The sequence below is a fragment of the Lelliottia wanjuensis genome, assembly GCF_030238365.1.
In the GTDB taxonomy this organism is placed as follows: Bacteria; Pseudomonadota; Gammaproteobacteria; order Enterobacterales; family Enterobacteriaceae; genus Enterobacter; species Enterobacter wanjuensis.
This window is the reverse complement of sequence record NZ_JASSOT010000051.1, coordinates 38,517-54,328: the sequence shown is the minus strand read 5'-3', so window position 1 is coordinate 54,328 and position 15,812 is coordinate 38,517. Positions and strand designations below refer to the sequence as shown.

Genomic DNA, 15,812 nt, shown 5'->3' with positions numbered 1-15,812 from the left:
CTCACGGTTTACCATCTGAGGAATTAGAAATGGACTTATTTACCGATGTGGTTTCATTAGATAAACAACACCCAATATATAAAATGATTAAAGAAGATGAATACTGGGCTGAGCGTGATGTTTTAAATAAATGGGCCCAAGGGTTAAAGGATAGAGATGGTAAATTCGTTAAAGAATTTCAGACGACCTTCGAACCATGCCTTTGGGAACTATATATACATGCGTATATGAAAGAAATTGGGCATATTTGTGACTTCTCATTTGATGCTCCTGATTTTGTAATAGTTAGAGATCACGAGTTTTGTATTGAAGCTACAATTGCATTACCTGCTATAGGACAACCACATGCTCACAGCTTTGATAATAATACAAAATTGGGGGGATTTAATGAATTCAACTCTCAGGCAGCGATCCGTATAACCAATAGTTTCATGGGGAAAGTAAATAAGCTAAGAGAGCGCTACTCAAAACTTGAGCAATGCAGGAATAAACCATTCGTCATAGCAATTGCTTCATTCGACAGACCTTTCTCTCATTTTTCTGCTAGCAGACCGATTCTTGCAGCGATGTATGGCCTGTATCATGATGAAGAAGCAACGATGGCATCAAACGCAGAACAGGTTATTTCTTATAATGTCGATACTGCTCTAAAGAATGGACGTACTGAGATTGATATCGGACTATTTTGCACTCCTGATTTTTCAGATGTTAGTGCAGTCATTTATAGTAGCTTAGCAACTTGGGGTAAATTAAGAGCGCTGGCTGATAATCCATCCGCTCCAACTGTTTTTCAGACATTCACCCCTAATCCAGACTCTATTTATCCAAATGTCCATACAGCACAAAAATGTGACTATAAAGAACACCTTTTGGATGGTTTGTATGTGCTTCATAATCCTTTTGCAAAGAACCCATTACCCCCTGAGGCGTTTGGACACCCTAGAATTGCTCAATGCTATATGAGAGAAGGTGGATATTTAGATTTTGAAGCGCCAGATGATTTTTTGTTGCTTAGATACTTAATTTCACTTAAGTGCACAAAATAGTTCGGCTATAGCTAATCTGGTGTGCATGAGGTTTGCAAAAATAATGTCGTCAGTTGGATTTCATTCTCCTCTTCAATATTTTCGGCATTAGGTTTAATTTTGGTATGATGCTTTTATAGGTTAAGGCGCATGCAATGTTAAGATTTGATAATTATGGCTTGTCTGAAATCAGGATAAAGATATGACTATTAGGAATGAAGATGTTCACCAATATAACTATATAATTGAAGAATTAAGTTTGCAAGATAACCTTGAGGATTGGTCAAAGTGTTCAGAGTTATCAAAAGTTGATAAGGAATTTAAAAAACTTATTTATAAACTAGCCATAAAATTATGGATAAAGCGCAAAATAGGCGATGGCTCTTTGCTTTTACATCCAGACATACAAGAAGAATTAATTAAAAGAGATTTTGAACCACTTTCTCTACATAAAAAAATGATCTGGGCTAGTCAACTTGCATCTTATAATGGTCAGGATAGTCGAGAGTATTTTAAAAGAATAAAAAAAAAGATAATTGCTAAGTATGGGGTTGTTTGGTGGGAAGATGTTTATAATAGAGTGAAACCCGCATATGCTACAAGGCAGCGGCTATTAAAACAGATTGGCAATATGGGTGGTGCAACAGGTTATTTTGCCTCAAAAAGTAGTTTTCTTGGTGGTATATTAATGGAATCTAGAATGGATATACTAAAAATGATTCCAAAAGAGTAGTGTTTACATATTTTGGTTGGAAATGTTTACAATTCGCTATTGCTTAAAAGATATTGGGCAATAGCGAATTGAATTATTTAATGATGTTGGTTTTTTTTGCCGATTGAATGAAATACACCCAAGAGTGGTTATTTTTATTTTCAATGTTTCTTAATGTATTTTTTGCTCCATAATAAATTCCGAATGGATTTGCAATTGAAGGGAATGGTAGGTTGCTTAATACTGCTTCCATAATGGATTTTGTGATGTTAGGTCTTATTTGTGTGGCTAAATCCCATAAGGCTTCATCTAAATCAGAATTAAGTTCTAAATCGATATTTTTGTCATTCTTCTCGATGGAGAAATATTTTTTTCTAAATGCTTTAATATATTTATCGTCTCTTAATTCTAAAATTTGATCCCAGGTTAGTTCTTCAAAGTTTGGGATGATTAGGTCAGTTGCGAAAAGATTTTGTATGTCGGATGTTTGTTGTACTGAGTTAACCGCTGAGGCAACCACGGGGGCAAAGTTAATATGAAGGTTTTTATGGTTTTTTTTCAATAGGAAATTAAATCCAAGATCGGAGCTAATATCTCCCCACACTATGCTTGCTGCCTTATATTCACTATTATGGTTATGAATTCCCATCTCTTTGTCTATGAGGGCACGTCCCCATGAAAATTTAGATATGGTCTCACTTTGATGTTCTGAAACATAGTTCCTGGCTTCATTATTTAAGCTTTCTGGGTTTTCGAATAAATCCCATAAATCGATAAATAAATCTTGGAATTTTTTATTTTTGGAAAGATTTAGTTTCTCTTTTAAATCTTTTTCATCGCTTGCAAAAGTTGATGTATATTCAGGCAGGCTTGCGAATAAGTTATTGTTTCCTATTGGACATCCGTATCTATTGAATATTATTTTATCAAATAAAATAGCATATCTTTTATATATGCCTTGGATGGGAATGTTTGAGCGCTTAAAGTTTATAACATTAGGAAATGATGAGTAAACGTCCATTTTATGGTTCCCATATTGGTAAGTTTGATTGACCAGGTTTCCCCACGACTATTGCTACGCTTTGCTGAGCTCTCGTAATTGCAACATAAAATGTTGCGGCGGCAGTACTTTCAAGATACTCGTTTTTCTGAATAAAAGTCTCAATTCCTGAGGTCGGAATTATTAGGATTCGTTCGAAAGTTGAACCTTTAGATGCTTTGAAATTAATAAAATCGAAATTATAGGCCTTGCCGCTGCTTTTTGAGTTTCTCAAGCATTGTGGTTTAAATGTTTTGATGTAATCTTCAACATGCTCCTTCATTACAAGAAAAACCCCATCATGACATGTAACAGTGTGATTTTCAGATTTTGTTTTAGGAAAGCTCCATTCAGGTGAAAAAATAGTATCAGCATAATCAGATATTAAATGATGACATCTCCAGGTTGTAAAACGTTCAATTATCTTTATTATTCCTTTCTCTTCTCTTTCCAAAAACCAAGAAAGCATATTAGTATTTTGATATTTTTTATGCTTACTTCCTCTTGGATTGGTTGATAGAACAGCTTGCCGCATGTCTCCAACCATTTTCAAATTGATAGCCGTTGCTAACAAAGAATCTAATATGTCTAAATCGTAGCCGCTCAAATCCTGAACTTCATCAATAAGTATTTCATCATAAATAGACTCAAGTCTAAAAATTAATGCCCCTTGGCTTACATTAATCAGTTCTGCACTTAGTCGAGCTAGCTCACAAGCGTAAGCATGGTTGTTTTTATCTAAAAATCTGTTGATACCCTTTGCCATCATGTATGGCCTTCCATCAAAGTTAAATCCCAGAATTCTTTGTCCAGGGAATTTATAAGGGAGGAACGGTTTGGCAAAATGTCGGATTAAAAAAGTGAACCACCCAAGTACTTCAATATTTGAGCTGTTTCCTGCACAATGAGATAACCGATTGCGAATTTCATTTTGGTTGAATTGAGTAAATGTTAAAACTAACACTCTTTTTTGACCATCTATTCTCGCACAATGATCAATGATTCCTTGTGTTTTTCTTGAACCTGCTACAGCCAAGATTAACTCATTGTTCATAAATAAACCTTATCGCATCGCTCATGTATTTAGGTGGTGTGAGTGCCTTTTTTGAGACCGAAATTCTCAAGGCCCCTTCTGTTTTTTCTCTACTCATCCATGTTAAAAGATCTGCTCTATCTTCTATGTTTAATACTTCACGAAGTAACTTTTCACCATTGTGGTGAATTAGTTGTGGCTCTAATGTTGTCCCTGTAACTACACTTCCAATAAATAGCTCTCTTCTGTTTTTTTTCAGCCATCCTTGAACTGGGAGCGCAAGATCTTCTGGTGAAATTCCATCGTTATCTCGGAGAGAGGCTACAGGCCTATCGAGAGCGGCACATAACTCCAAACATTTTGCTAGTGATAGTCCCCTCATGCTTATAACATCAATACCGGCCTCCATAGGGCGCAGCTGGTATGTATCTTTGAAAAAACGTTCGAAAATTATTTCGTCAGATGGGCCTTCGACCAATACCACTTTCTTTGCCAAGACCATTCTGAGTGTGTCGTAACCAGGCAGTTTCTGGAAGTAAGAAACAGTATCTGGAGATAGGCCATTGATTCTGCTTACAGATTCATTGCCAATTAAAATTAACGAATCTAGTCCGAGTCTATTCAATACGAAAGTACTATGCGTTGTAATGAATAATTGCTGACTAGCGCTGGATAACTTTTCGATTCTAGAAAGTAGTGTTGATAAACTGGTATGTGAAAGATGGTTCTCTGGTTCTTCTATCATCACAAATTTTGTCTTTTCAGCGTGACGCCCCATAGACAGAGAAATTTTGATGGCAGCTTGCTGACCTTGCCCAGACATAGAAAAAGGGACCTCATTGACATGAGGGGATACAACGCCTTCCCAAGAGGTTCGACTACTTTGATCCATATCTAAAATGATGGTTTTATCATGTAATGAGGCATTTAATTTACTTATTCTTTCATTGATATCACCAAGTACACCTCCGGCCATAGATGCTTTAACTTGTCTGTATGATAAGGATATTTTTGCCCTTTCTATTGGAGCAAGATGATCATTAATTATTTGCCTTAAATGATAGTCGATTGATGTGGAGGATCTAACAGTTTTAGAATCTATGATGGCAGTTGTTAATTGCCGAGGCCTATTGAGAAGTTTCTCATCAGCAAAAGAACGCCATTCTATACGGTAGAATTCTACAGGTAATATTTTAGTAGGGCATATAAGCCATTGTTCTATCTCCTCATTATATTCACTATTGGGCAGTACGTGGAATAATACACCAGGGCATGCATTTGTTGGATGATCGCTATTAATAGCTCCACATAGATTTTGTAATTCTGCCGTATTATCAAAAAAGAGCTCAATTTTAATCTCAGGTAGACTAATGTTTTCACCTCTTTGTCTTCTTTCAACAAAATCAGCGACTAGCTCTGTGTTAAACCAATACGGATTCAGTTCATCATTAGCTCCTTTTCCGTTGATTCTGCCTGTTAGCGCTAAGGCTATTGCTTCCATTAGGGTTGATTTTCCAACCTCATTCCCCCCAACTATCAGGTTGAGCTTTGGATTTGGCTCTAAAATCAATTGTTTGTAGATTCTGTAACCTGAGATTTTAATCTTTTTTATCACATTGTATTCCTTGGCGCATAAGCCAGCTAAACCAATAATGAAGTGTGTATTCCAGGAACTGTATAACACTTTAATTCACTAGATTTTAGTGTATTAGCCGTAATTATTGATCATTAGCAAAAAAAATCCTTCTAATAACACATGTGTTTTGTCGAATGTGAATATTGATTTTGGTCCTTTTGGGAGTATCCTAACTTCAATTAGGATAGGAGGCCATAGAACAGGAGGCCAGATGTCACTAACATCCTTAAAACTCTTCAAAAATCATCTCCGATGAAACCCGTTAGGGATCGTACTGCTGCTCAGAGAGATGGGAGAACTGTGTGTGTGCGACCTTTGCACTGCGCTAGAACAGTCACAGCCCAAGATCTCCCGCCATCTGGCAATGCTTCGGAAAAGTGGCCTATTGCTGGATCGCAAGCAGGGGAAATGGGTTCATTACCGCTTATCTCCGCATATTCCTTCCTGGGCTGCTCAGGTGATTGAGCAGGCCTGGTTAAGCCAACAGGACGACGTACAGGCCATCGCCCGTAAGCTGGCATCGGCCAACTGCTCTGGCAGTGGTAAGGCTGTTTGTCTCTAAAAATTTTACCTGTACACATATGTTTTTATGAATGTGAGTTGCAAGAGATGATAACGTTAACGTAGGTGTTTAAATCTTTATGTCTCGTCATGTGTCGTCAAGGAAGCGGTTACTATTCATTTGCGGGTGCAAGAATTGAACGAATATTTGTTCATGTTTAATCGCGATCGTGTAGGTGGCATGGTGAATGGACTTATCAGTAAGTGGCATGGTTGACAATGTTTTTTCTTTCCAATATGTTAAGCATAAGGTTAGCGCGACCCGGCAGCTCACGGCCAAAGCGGAATGCAGCGCAGACTTATCAAATTTTTATTTTGGTTAAGTGTCTTTGATTCTTATGGTTCGTGAGCTCATAAGAAATATAAGGGACTTAAACCATGAAACGATTCCCCACTCGCGCTGAAGCTGAAGCCCACGGAAAGTATCTTTCTCGAACACTCAATATCTGCCGGAGCTACGCTCAGGATGTGGTCGCATTACGTTATAACTGCAATAATTGGTCGGAACTGAGCAAAGTCTTTGGTCAATTTAGTGATAAATACATGTCTTTCTATGGCCTCCCAAGCCCGGAAGATAAGTATGCGTTTAACCAGCTCCTGGTTCCGTATATCGCTGAACTGCAGAATGCCGTTCATTCCGAGATTCATGTACCGGAAAGCCTGATTTGTAAGGTCGCTCAAGGCCGATATCCCCAAATATCAGGAAAAGTCATGTCAGCCTTTGTACGCGAGTGCGAGGATTCTCCCCCTGCGAGCCTCGAAGACATTATTGATCTACTCGAATTTTATGATGATACGGCTAGCCGGGCAGTAGCAGGTAACCGTAAGCAGATCGCGGTTAATAATCCCTGGCTGGAGCCTTGGGTATTTGGTTTACGTTTTTATGCCTATTACCATTTTGAAGGCAAAATGGTCACCATTTTAAGCCGGGAGTGGGATCTAGATATTCACGATAACAACTTACCACGTGGTCGTGACAGGGCTTTTTCACGGCCATGGTTTCAGGATTATATGGTCGGCTATCTCTCCTATCTTGTGGAACAATTTATTGGGCTAGGTTATGACGGTACAATTAAGATTTGTTGTATCAATAACTATAGCGCTCTGAATTACCATCTTGGGAAGCCCGAGCCTCGCGGGCGTGTTGGGATCCAACACTTATACCGCGTATTGCTTGATTGCGGAGGGAAAGGCAAGTGGACATTTAGCCAAGATGGACATAAGCATGACTTCGGTATAGAGCTTCAGTTTGCTTCTTTGACCTCATTCAAGAAAGGAAGAAAATGAGATGAACAAAGCTGGGAAAATAGCGTACTCGTGGCTAAAGGATCAGAGTGAGAACGAAAAAATTCGATTTATTGCACAGGCTCTAGGGAGTGCTGAGTATCAAGGATTTATGCAAACAAATCAGCCTGAAAAGCAACATGCTCATAACCTGCCTTTAAGTTTTCTGAAATGGTATCTACCCCAGAAGCTAGTGGTCAATTATCACGGGGAGGAGATGAGTTTGAGAAGCGTACCTGAGGCGCTTGGAGACAAACTCGAAATCCTGCACACTTGGATGCCCACTGGTCAGTTTGCTCCCTCGCGCAATGGTTCCTACGTACCATTGGGTACTGACTTTGTTTGTACCGCTTTGATGCGCCCTTATCGGCAAAAACAACAGGAAGTATGTCTGGAGCAGGCCTGGCAGCAAGCTATCCCTCTGCTTCGATCACCTGAGGTTAGCAACGATGACGTATTCATCGCTCCATGGCTGAACTATGAACCCTATCTAAAAGGTGAAACTGATGTGTACTTCTTACTGGATGAATCCCACAAAAGAGTCAAAATTGGGATGTCTGGCAATCTCAGGCAACGCATCGACACGCTGAAACAGCAACACAATGCTAGCCTGCGCTTGGTCTCCATCATCCCTGTTGGGGGCGTGGAGACAGAATCTGCGTTACACCTTTATTTTAAAAAGCACAGGTTAGATGAGAAAGGGCTTGGCCGAGAGTGGTTTACTTATTCGGATGAATTACGAGAGTTCATTGATACTTTGAACACTTATGCGATCAGGAGTAACTGCCTGAAAGCTTATGGCATCGTTTGAGGTTTCCCTCTTCGGTGGAAGCTCTTAGATGTAGGGCATGAATCCAATAATCTTGCTCTACATTCGTACTTGCAGGTGTGAAATAGCGTTTGGCAGTTGCTTAAAATTAGGATGGTAAATAATTAACTGGAGATGCTAACCAATATGAAGAACTTGGCTACACATTCAGAATTCTTGTTATGATAAACGAACGCTTAAACATTATTTAGCGTGAGTTAAATTGCAATGCTGAATGATTTGTTGTTTTATATTTGCGTGGTGAATGCATTGTTCAATTAGGAGTGGTTTTAAACTATTAAATATTCTTTCCTGCTTCATTTAGGTTTCTACTACATCTGCCTGACTCAGGGGCTTACGGCCTAAAAATAATTTTAGTTACATTTTGTAACGCCTATTTCATTGCTCGTCCGATTGCACACAAATAACATCATTGACAATGAGCCTCATTCTAATCATGGACATAGCTGCGTGACTTCAACGAGTTCCGGGACGGATATTCAGGCACAACTCATTACATCAACATTCATCGATACTATATTTCAGGAAACATGGCTTCTCGCGCTGTCTATTAGGAATATTCCAGGTGTCGTTGTTGATAAAGCGCTTTATCAGCATTGCGAAAGCATGATTGAACAAGTTCAAGAAGCTCTCAATAAAGCTGGTGCTACCAGCCATCTTTCCGATGAAATTAAGTTTGCACACTGCGTTTTTTTGGATGAAGCAGTGATGACTCAGCCAGATACCGACGTGTCTGTCTGGTATTCAGAGACTCCATTACAGGGCCGTTTCCTGGATAGTCTTCATGGTGGTGAACACTTCTATGAACATATCAAAAAGCTGCTGAGAGAACCTGCACCATCTGAAGCCGTGCTTACCTGCTACCACCGCATGTTGATGCTGGGCTATCGGGGAAAATATATCCGTGAGGGCGGCGAGCTGAACGAAGAACGGCAATCGCTACTGAAACAGCTGAGTGAGCTGTTACCAACAGTCAAAGGCAAAATCAACACGCCGATCTTTATTCGCAACCGTCGCCCGGACATTCGTTTCTGGCGGCGTTCACCGTGGGTAATGCGCATTCTGGGATTGCTGCTGATTGTTGCCGCGTCCTGCGCGATGAGTGTTCATCTGCACTATTTGCTCGGACAGTGGTTCACGCTGAGCTGATAACAACTGACCAGGGAGAAGCAGGTCATGAGCGAAAATACGTTTACCCTTCAGGGAAGCAAGATTCCGGTCTACAACCACTACCAGCTGAAAGTGCCGGAGCTGCAAAAACAACGCCCGGACATTCAACTGTCGGTGCTGCGTTTCAGCGGTGAAGAAGTCCTGAATACCCCGTGGCGCTACTCGATTGAGCTGACCAGTGCGACTCCCGATATTCCCGCCGATGTGCTGATCAACACCACGGCACAGCTTCTGTTTTACCCGGACGGAAAGCCCTGGCAGGCCGTCAGTCCTCGCGTCATGCGTGGTGTCATCACGTCTTTCCAGCAGTGCGAGCGATCTGCCGATACCACGCGCTATGTGGTGGTGCTGGAAGCCAGCCTGGCATTGCTGCGCAATAGCCTGACCTACGCGGTGTACCAGAATAAAAGCGTCATTGGGGCTGTCGAAGATATCCTGAAGCGCTGGGAGTTCTCCAGCCTCGACTACCGTTATCAGCTGAACACGCAGTACCCTGTGCGGGATTTCTTCATCTCCTATGCCGAGAGTGACCTGGCCTTTATTCAGCGTCATCTGGCCCGTGTTGGCGTGTTCTACTACTTTGCATGGGATGATGAAAATCACCGTGATGTTCTGGTGCTGGGTGATAACGGGTACGCCTTCACGGATGGCCCTCAGATTGCCTTCCGTCATCCTTCAGGTTTGTTTGATGGTGGTCTGGAATCGCTGTGGGATGTGACGGTCAACCGCCATTCGGTTGCCGGGCAGACGCGGGTGAACGATGAATATTACCGCGAAGCCCAGAGTGATATGCAGGCGCAGCTGGAAACCGATCTGGAGAAGCTTGCGCTTACCGGCGAAGAATACCGCTATGGCGAGAATTACAAAGAGCAGGGCAGGCAGGCCGCAGAACAGCCGGAGCAGGGCCGCTGGTTCGTCAAGCGTCGTCGTGAACGCCTGGTAACGGAACAGGTTGTTTTTGACGGTAAATCGAACGGCATGGATATCCGACCGGGGATGATTATCCATCCACAGGGTAAGAGCTGGGAAGATGCCCCGAACGGGTTGTTAGTGGTATCGACCTCATCCCAGCGAATTTCCCGCGATACGGCCTACATCATCAGCTTTACTGCCGTTCCCAATCGCCAGCACCTCTCGTACCGTCCTCCGTTGTTGGCCCGGCCACACATCGCCGGTACGCTGCTAGCCAGGGTGACAAGCCCGGTTGAAAATGCGCAGTATGCCGAGCTGGATGAAACCGGGCGCTATCGGGTGCGATTCCAGTTTGACCTCAACACCACCTGGCAGGCCGGTTTTGAAAGCCTCCCGGTGCGCCTGGCAAAACCTTACGCCGGGAACGTTTACGGCTGGCATTTCCCGCTGATTGCCGGAACAGAGGTGATGATTGCCTTCACCAACGGCGATCCTGACAGGCCGTATATTCTCTGCGCCATGCATGATTCCCGGCATGAAGACCACGTAAATCTCTATAACTATCAACGTAATGTGTTGAGAACTCCTGCGAACAACAAACTGAGATTTGAGGATCGGCGCGGGGCTGAGCACGTAAAAATTTCGACGGAATATGGCGGTAAAAGCCAGCTTTCGCTCGGTCATATCGTTGACAGTTCGCGCAACAAACGCGGTGAAGGCTTTGAGTTGCGAACCGACAGCACCGGCACACTCCGCGCCGGTAAAGGGCTGTTCCTGACCGCTGATGAGCAGGCCACGGCCACCGGGCAAGTGCTGGATATGTCTCCGGCGATAAGCCTGGTGAAAGGAGCCATCAGCCAGATGACCGACTGGCACACTATCACGCAGTCACATCACAACCTTCAGCCTGATGCCACACACCTGAAAGCCTATCTGGCTGCTGCCGATCAACTGAAATCTCCGGCCATGCTGCTGAGCGCTCCGCAGGGTATTGGCGTGGTCAGCCAGGAAACCGTTCTGGTTAACAGCGGCCAGACGCTGCACCTGCAAAGCCAGGGTGAAGCCAATATTGCCAGCGGGGAGCGTATTTCCCTGAACGCCAGCCAGACCATTTCACTGCTCGCACAGCAGGAAGGCATGCGCATGGTGTCCGGCAAGGGGCCGCTGACCATCGAATCGCATGGCGATCTGCTGGGGCTGACGGCCCTGAAGGATGTCACCGTGAAGTCTACGCAGGGCGAACTTCATTTCGCGGCGAAGAACGGCATTGTGCTGGGCTGTGGTGGCGGGTCAATTCGTATCACCCCGCAGGGCGCGATAGAAATCCATACCCCAGGGAAGCTGAGCCTGAAAGGCCAGCACGTCTGGGATGCGCCTGCCAGCGTTGAAACACAGCTGCCGGAACTGCCGAAATCGGTGTGTAAGGACTGCCTGAAGAAAGCGCAGGAAGCCGCTGCCGCCTTCGCGGCGCGAGGATAAGGACAGGTCATGACAACGACACCACCGATAACGCTCAAAAAGCACATGCTCTGGATGCAACAGGCTGAATCTCTCTGTTCCGCAGCCGGGCAGGATTATATCGATGTTCTGGTAGACCAGGCCGGAACCGACCAGCCGCTACAAAATGCGCTGCGCCAGTTGTCGCCAGAGGCGCTCTGGTTTGAACTGTTCGAGGGAACCCCGGAAGGGGGAACGCTGGAGTATTCGCCGGTCGTCATGCGTCTGCATTTTGCTGTGACGAGTCACCGGATGTGGCTTGAGCAGCTGCTGGAATACTTTACGGACACGCCGCGCCTGACGCTGCTGATCTCCCCCCTGGCCTTTGATTTGCTGAGCCGCCACTTGCAGGCCTTGTCGCAGGTGCAGTGGGAGGAACAAACCGGCCTGCTGCGGTACTACGATAACCGCGTATTCCCATCCCTGCTTGCTCACGTTCTCACCCCTGAACAACAGGCTGCGTTTACGGATATCGCGCTGTTCTGGGGCTGGAGAGACAGAGACGGCGAGATTGTCTGGAAGTCAGGCAGTTTCTTACCGACGCGCACGCTGGCCGATGACCCGGAACTGAGCCTGGTTGATGATGCTCAGGTTGGCCTGATGGGGTGCATCGGTGATGCCGAAACGCTGATGAAAGAAAAAAGCGTCAGCAATATCAGCAAGGAAAGCCATTTTGCAGACTGCCTGGAAATTGCCTTCAAAGCTAACGGTGCAGGATATTTCGGTGCATTGCAGGATTTTGAGGGATAACGCGATGAAGCTGACCCGCAGTGCTCTACTGGTTAACAGCATGCTTTTGGCCGCGCTGCTCAGTGCAGGCTGTTCACCGTCAGCACGTTCGCCATCAAGCGCGGCAAATATCAGTGGCATCAACCATGTTGCAGGGCAAACAGTGAACTCGTTTACGGTTAACGGCTACGGCGGTTCGCTCACCGGTAACAGCTGCTGCATCATGCTGCCCGATAAATGGCAGGCCGGGTTAACCGCCAGCATTAAATGGGAGTCAGATCCTAATGCGAATGAGCCAATTGCCATGAAGAAAAATGGGTTTGGTTATGATGAGTCTGCATACGCAAAGCATGCTGAAAAATATCAACAGCACTCCACAGTCGTCGAAATTCCAAAATATGACCAGGCATGCGGCCTGACGGTTCACTTCTTGCCTTGTAATCAGGTCAAAGTGACCACCTCTTGCTACGGCTATGGTGCGCCTGAATATCCGGTGAAGGAGCCACTCAATATGAAGGAGCCTGCGTCATGTCCAGTGAATTAAGCCTGATTGTGTGTTTATCAGGACAACAAATTGATAAGGAAGGATATCCGGGATGAAGATAAATCGCATGCTGAAGGTGTGTTTCGCTTTCCTGATGGTTTTGGTTGCAGGGTGCGCGAACGCAACTGACACAGAAACTAGTGCGGCCAACATCAGTGGCATCAACCACGTAGCTGGGCAAACCGTGAACTCATTTACCGTGAATGGTTACGGCGGCACGTTAACCGGAAACAGCTGCTGCATCATGCTTCCCGATAAGTGGCGGCCTGGGTTAAAAGCCAATATCAATTGGGAGGTAGATCCAGATGCATATGCATCCCTTCCACCTTTAGGTACAGATGAATACAGAAAGGCGTATGCGCAACATGCTGCTAAATATCAGCAGCATTCCGCAGTCGTTGATATTCCAAAATATGATCAAGCGTGTGGCCTGACAGTTCACTTCTTGCCTTGTAATCAAGTCAAAGTGACCACCTCTTGCTACGGCTATGGTGCGCCTGAATATCCGGTGAAGGAGCCACTCAATATGAAGGAGCCTGCGTCATGTCCAGTGAAATGAGTCTGGCTTTACCGTGCTGGGCACCACCTGAATTCCCTGACGGTGGACGCTTAACGCTGTCGGAAACACAGGTAAACGCCAATTATAAAAAGCAGATGAAAGAGGCCGATGATTTTAAGGCGCAACTGAGTGCGCAGGTCGGCGTTAAGCTGGGCTTTACCTGTAGTCAGAGCCTGCACATCAGCCTGTTTTTTGATGGTACGGGCAACAATGAGCACAACGATACAAACGCCTCACCTTCTCACCCGACGAATATCGCCAAGCTGTTTCATGCCACTTATGCGAAGACAGCTGAAGCCGATGGCTATTTTGCCTACTACATACCTGGCGTGGGTACGCCGTTCCCTGATATTGGGGAGATGGATTACAGTACGGATGGTCTGGCTTTCGCTGCCGGGGGCGAAGATCGTATCAATTGGGGCTTATTACAGCTGGCCGATGCGCTGACCTTTGCCATTACAAAGCAGCACATACCTGCACCGACGATGAAAGCCAGCCTGGCAGGGATGCGTGAACCGTTGCCCTTCACGGGCGAAGTGAACCGCCGTCTGGCGATGAATAAGTTTTTGCAGCCGCTGGAAGCGCAGATCCCCACTCATCAGCCGCACCTGATTAACGTCAAATTGTTCATCTACGGCTTTTCCCGTGGCGCTGCGGAAGCCCGTGCTTTTGTCAGCTGGTTAACGCAGTTACCCGATCCCAAAACGAAACTTCCATACGACAAGCTGAAGCTGGCCGGACTGCCGGTGAGTATCGAGTTTTTGGGCCTGCTCGATACCGTTCCCTCCGTGGGCGCGGCGCACATCCTGCCTGGAGCCGCAGGTCATATGGGCTGGGCTGATAATACTCAGCAGCTGCCCGATGAGGGAAAATTCCCTGGCCTGATCAAATGCTGTCGCCATTTTGTTTCTGCGCATGAACAGCGCCTGTGCTTCCCGCTGGACTCCATTCGGCGGCCAGATGGCAGCTACCCACCAAACTGTCAGGAAGTCATCTATCCAGGAATGCACTCGGATGTTGGCGGGGGGTATCCTCCGCGCGATCAAGGGAAGTCATGCGGTGGTACGGGTGAAATTCTTTCTCAAATCGTTCTGCATGATATGTACCTCGCGGCGTTTGAAGCTGGATCGCCATTAACCGTTCAGCCGTCTTGTTTAACCGAATTAATAAAAGATAAATCGCCCTCACGTCTGATGAACGTCAGCACACAGAACGAATTCGATTTCAGCAAAGAGCTTATTAATCGTTTTAACATCTGGCGGCAAACCCTCCTGAACACCACGTTGCAGGGCAATAGTGCTGATGCCGAAAGCCAGGACGGGTATCGCGCCTATCAGCTGTCGCAAACCCTTGAAAGTGCCATCACCGAGCAGATCGGCTGGATCACCGCTTGGCGTATTGGCCGTTATGCTCATGGCAGTGTTACCGCGCAATATTTCTATAAGAACGCCCCGCAGTTGGATGAGGCCGGACTCGAAAGAGAGGCCGAGACGCACGATGAAAAAATGCGGATCATCAAAGCTGCTCGGGCCAAAGTGCTGAAGGAACGCAAAACGCCGGATGTGAATAATCAGGGGATTCCAGACCTCGACCCGACCACTGCGCAGTACCAGCTGCGTGAAGCTGCCCGTGAGTTCCAGAGCGACTACAAGGAATGGGGGCGTGACATTAACGGCAGCTTCATTGATAAGACCAAGCAGGTCGTTCTTGATGTGATCCCCAAGCATGCTGTTTTCCTGATTAATGGCGATGATGAAGCCGCTGAATATGAGGAAATGAAAGCAGACGGCAATCGGTTATACCCGCAGCTGTTCACCGATAAGCTGGGAACCGGAATCCGCACTCAGCCCCGCGCCGAATTACTGGCTCTCTACGACGAGCAGATCCACGACTCCCGCGCCTGGTTTATGCAAAGCACTCTGGGTGGCCGTGAACCCTGGGGTGGCTACTTCCGTTATCGCATGATCTACTGCGGCAACAAGGCCAATAAGAAACTGCAACTGATCTCCGTGGAGGGCAAAGTTGTTGGCGCACAGCCAACCTCTAACCGGGTTGTGTATCTGGTTGAGCCAAAGTCGGCATACAAAGGTGAAGTCCATAAGGTGACGGATCTGGCGACAGGTTCGACGCAGACTCTTACCGCCGGTGCGCAGTCGGCATCAGGGTATGAACCCGGCAGCGTTGCGTCACAGACCCGCTCAGACACCATTAATGAACAGCACCAAGCGATGATGAATTCCTCCATCGATATGCTGAAAGCGTCGGGAGTGAAAGTCCTGTGA

The 15,812-nt window shown here is 45.6% G+C and carries 13 protein-coding genes and 1 pseudogene; 11 read left to right on the top strand and 3 right to left on the bottom strand.

Going from position 1 to position 15,812, the window contains the following annotated elements:
* Window positions 1-29 precede the first annotated feature (29 nt).
* Both QQF33_RS06230 and QQF33_RS06225 read left to right on the top strand, forming a co-directional pair.
* Complete coding sequence (locus QQF33_RS06230) at window positions 30-1,046, top strand: glycosaminoglycan attachment site (protein WP_285157578.1); 1,017 nt, start codon at window positions 30-32, stop codon at window positions 1,044-1,046.
* A 181-nt stretch (window positions 1,047-1,227) separates the two neighbouring features.
* Entirely contained in the window at window positions 1,228-1,758 is a 531-nt protein-coding gene (locus tag QQF33_RS06225) for a hypothetical protein (RefSeq protein ID WP_285157577.1), read from the top strand.
* A gap of 73 nt (window positions 1,759-1,831) precedes the next feature.
* Here the strand turns inward: QQF33_RS06225 and QQF33_RS06220 are convergent, their stop codons facing one another.
* From QQF33_RS06220 to QQF33_RS06210, 3 genes are read right to left on the bottom strand one after another with little or no spacing between them, the layout of a single operon-like run.
* Window positions 1,832-2,758, bottom strand: a complete 927-nt coding sequence (locus tag QQF33_RS06220; RefSeq protein WP_285157576.1) for a hypothetical protein — start codon at window positions 2,756-2,758, stop codon at window positions 1,832-1,834.
* Window position 2,759: 1 nt separating this feature from the next.
* Window positions 2,760-3,830, bottom strand: a complete 1,071-nt coding sequence (locus QQF33_RS06215) for a UvrD-helicase domain-containing protein (protein WP_285157575.1) — start codon at window positions 3,828-3,830, stop codon at window positions 2,760-2,762.
* On the bottom strand, window positions 3,820-5,424 hold the full coding sequence (locus tag QQF33_RS06210) for an ATP-dependent nuclease (RefSeq protein WP_285157574.1): 1,605 nt from the start codon (window positions 5,422-5,424) through the stop codon (window positions 3,820-3,822). Before QQF33_RS06210 ends, QQF33_RS06215 begins: the two co-directional genes overlap by 11 nt.
* A 232-nt stretch (window positions 5,425-5,656) precedes the next feature.
* Between QQF33_RS06210 and arsR the strand changes: the two are divergent.
* From arsR to QQF33_RS06165, 9 genes and pseudogenes are all read left to right on the top strand, one after another.
* A pseudogene (arsR, locus tag QQF33_RS06205) lies at window positions 5,657-6,007 on the top strand (As(III)-sensing metalloregulatory transcriptional repressor ArsR).
* 377 nt (window positions 6,008-6,384) lie between these two features.
* The gene (locus QQF33_RS06200; protein ID WP_285157573.1) at window positions 6,385-7,293 is read left to right on the top strand and encodes a hypothetical protein; all 909 of its coding nucleotides are present in this window, start codon (window positions 6,385-6,387) and stop codon (window positions 7,291-7,293) included.
* A 1-nt stretch (window position 7,294) separates the two neighbouring features.
* Window positions 7,295-8,101 (top strand): GIY-YIG nuclease family protein, encoded by an 807-nt coding sequence (locus tag QQF33_RS06195; RefSeq protein WP_285157572.1) that lies wholly within the window; start codon window positions 7,295-7,297, stop codon window positions 8,099-8,101.
* 468 nt (window positions 8,102-8,569) lie between these two features.
* On the top strand, window positions 8,570-9,268 hold the full coding sequence (gene tssL, locus QQF33_RS06190; RefSeq protein ID WP_285157571.1) for a type VI secretion system protein TssL, short form: 699 nt from the start codon (window positions 8,570-8,572) through the stop codon (window positions 9,266-9,268).
* A 27-nt stretch (window positions 9,269-9,295) separates the two neighbouring features.
* Complete coding sequence (locus QQF33_RS06185; RefSeq protein WP_285157570.1) at window positions 9,296-11,680, top strand: type VI secretion system Vgr family protein; 2,385 nt, start codon at window positions 9,296-9,298, stop codon at window positions 11,678-11,680.
* Between the two features lie 9 nt (window positions 11,681-11,689).
* Entirely contained in the window at window positions 11,690-12,448 is a 759-nt protein-coding gene (locus tag QQF33_RS06180; RefSeq protein ID WP_285157569.1) for a DUF4123 domain-containing protein, read from the top strand.
* A 4-nt stretch (window positions 12,449-12,452) separates the two neighbouring features.
* Complete coding sequence (locus tag QQF33_RS06175; RefSeq protein ID WP_285157568.1) at window positions 12,453-12,971, top strand: DUF3304 domain-containing protein; 519 nt, start codon at window positions 12,453-12,455, stop codon at window positions 12,969-12,971.
* Window positions 12,972-13,023: 52 nt separating this feature from the next.
* Window positions 13,024-13,530: a DUF3304 domain-containing protein gene (locus tag QQF33_RS06170; RefSeq protein ID WP_285157567.1), complete on the top strand. Its 507-nt coding sequence runs from the start codon at window positions 13,024-13,026 to the stop codon at window positions 13,528-13,530.
* Window positions 13,515-15,812 carry a T6SS phospholipase effector Tle1-like catalytic domain-containing protein gene (locus QQF33_RS06165; protein ID WP_285157566.1) on the top strand — a complete coding sequence of 766 codons (2,298 nt, stop codon included), beginning with the start codon at window positions 13,515-13,517 and terminating at the stop codon, window positions 15,810-15,812. The genes QQF33_RS06170 and QQF33_RS06165 overlap by 16 nt, the downstream gene beginning before the upstream one ends.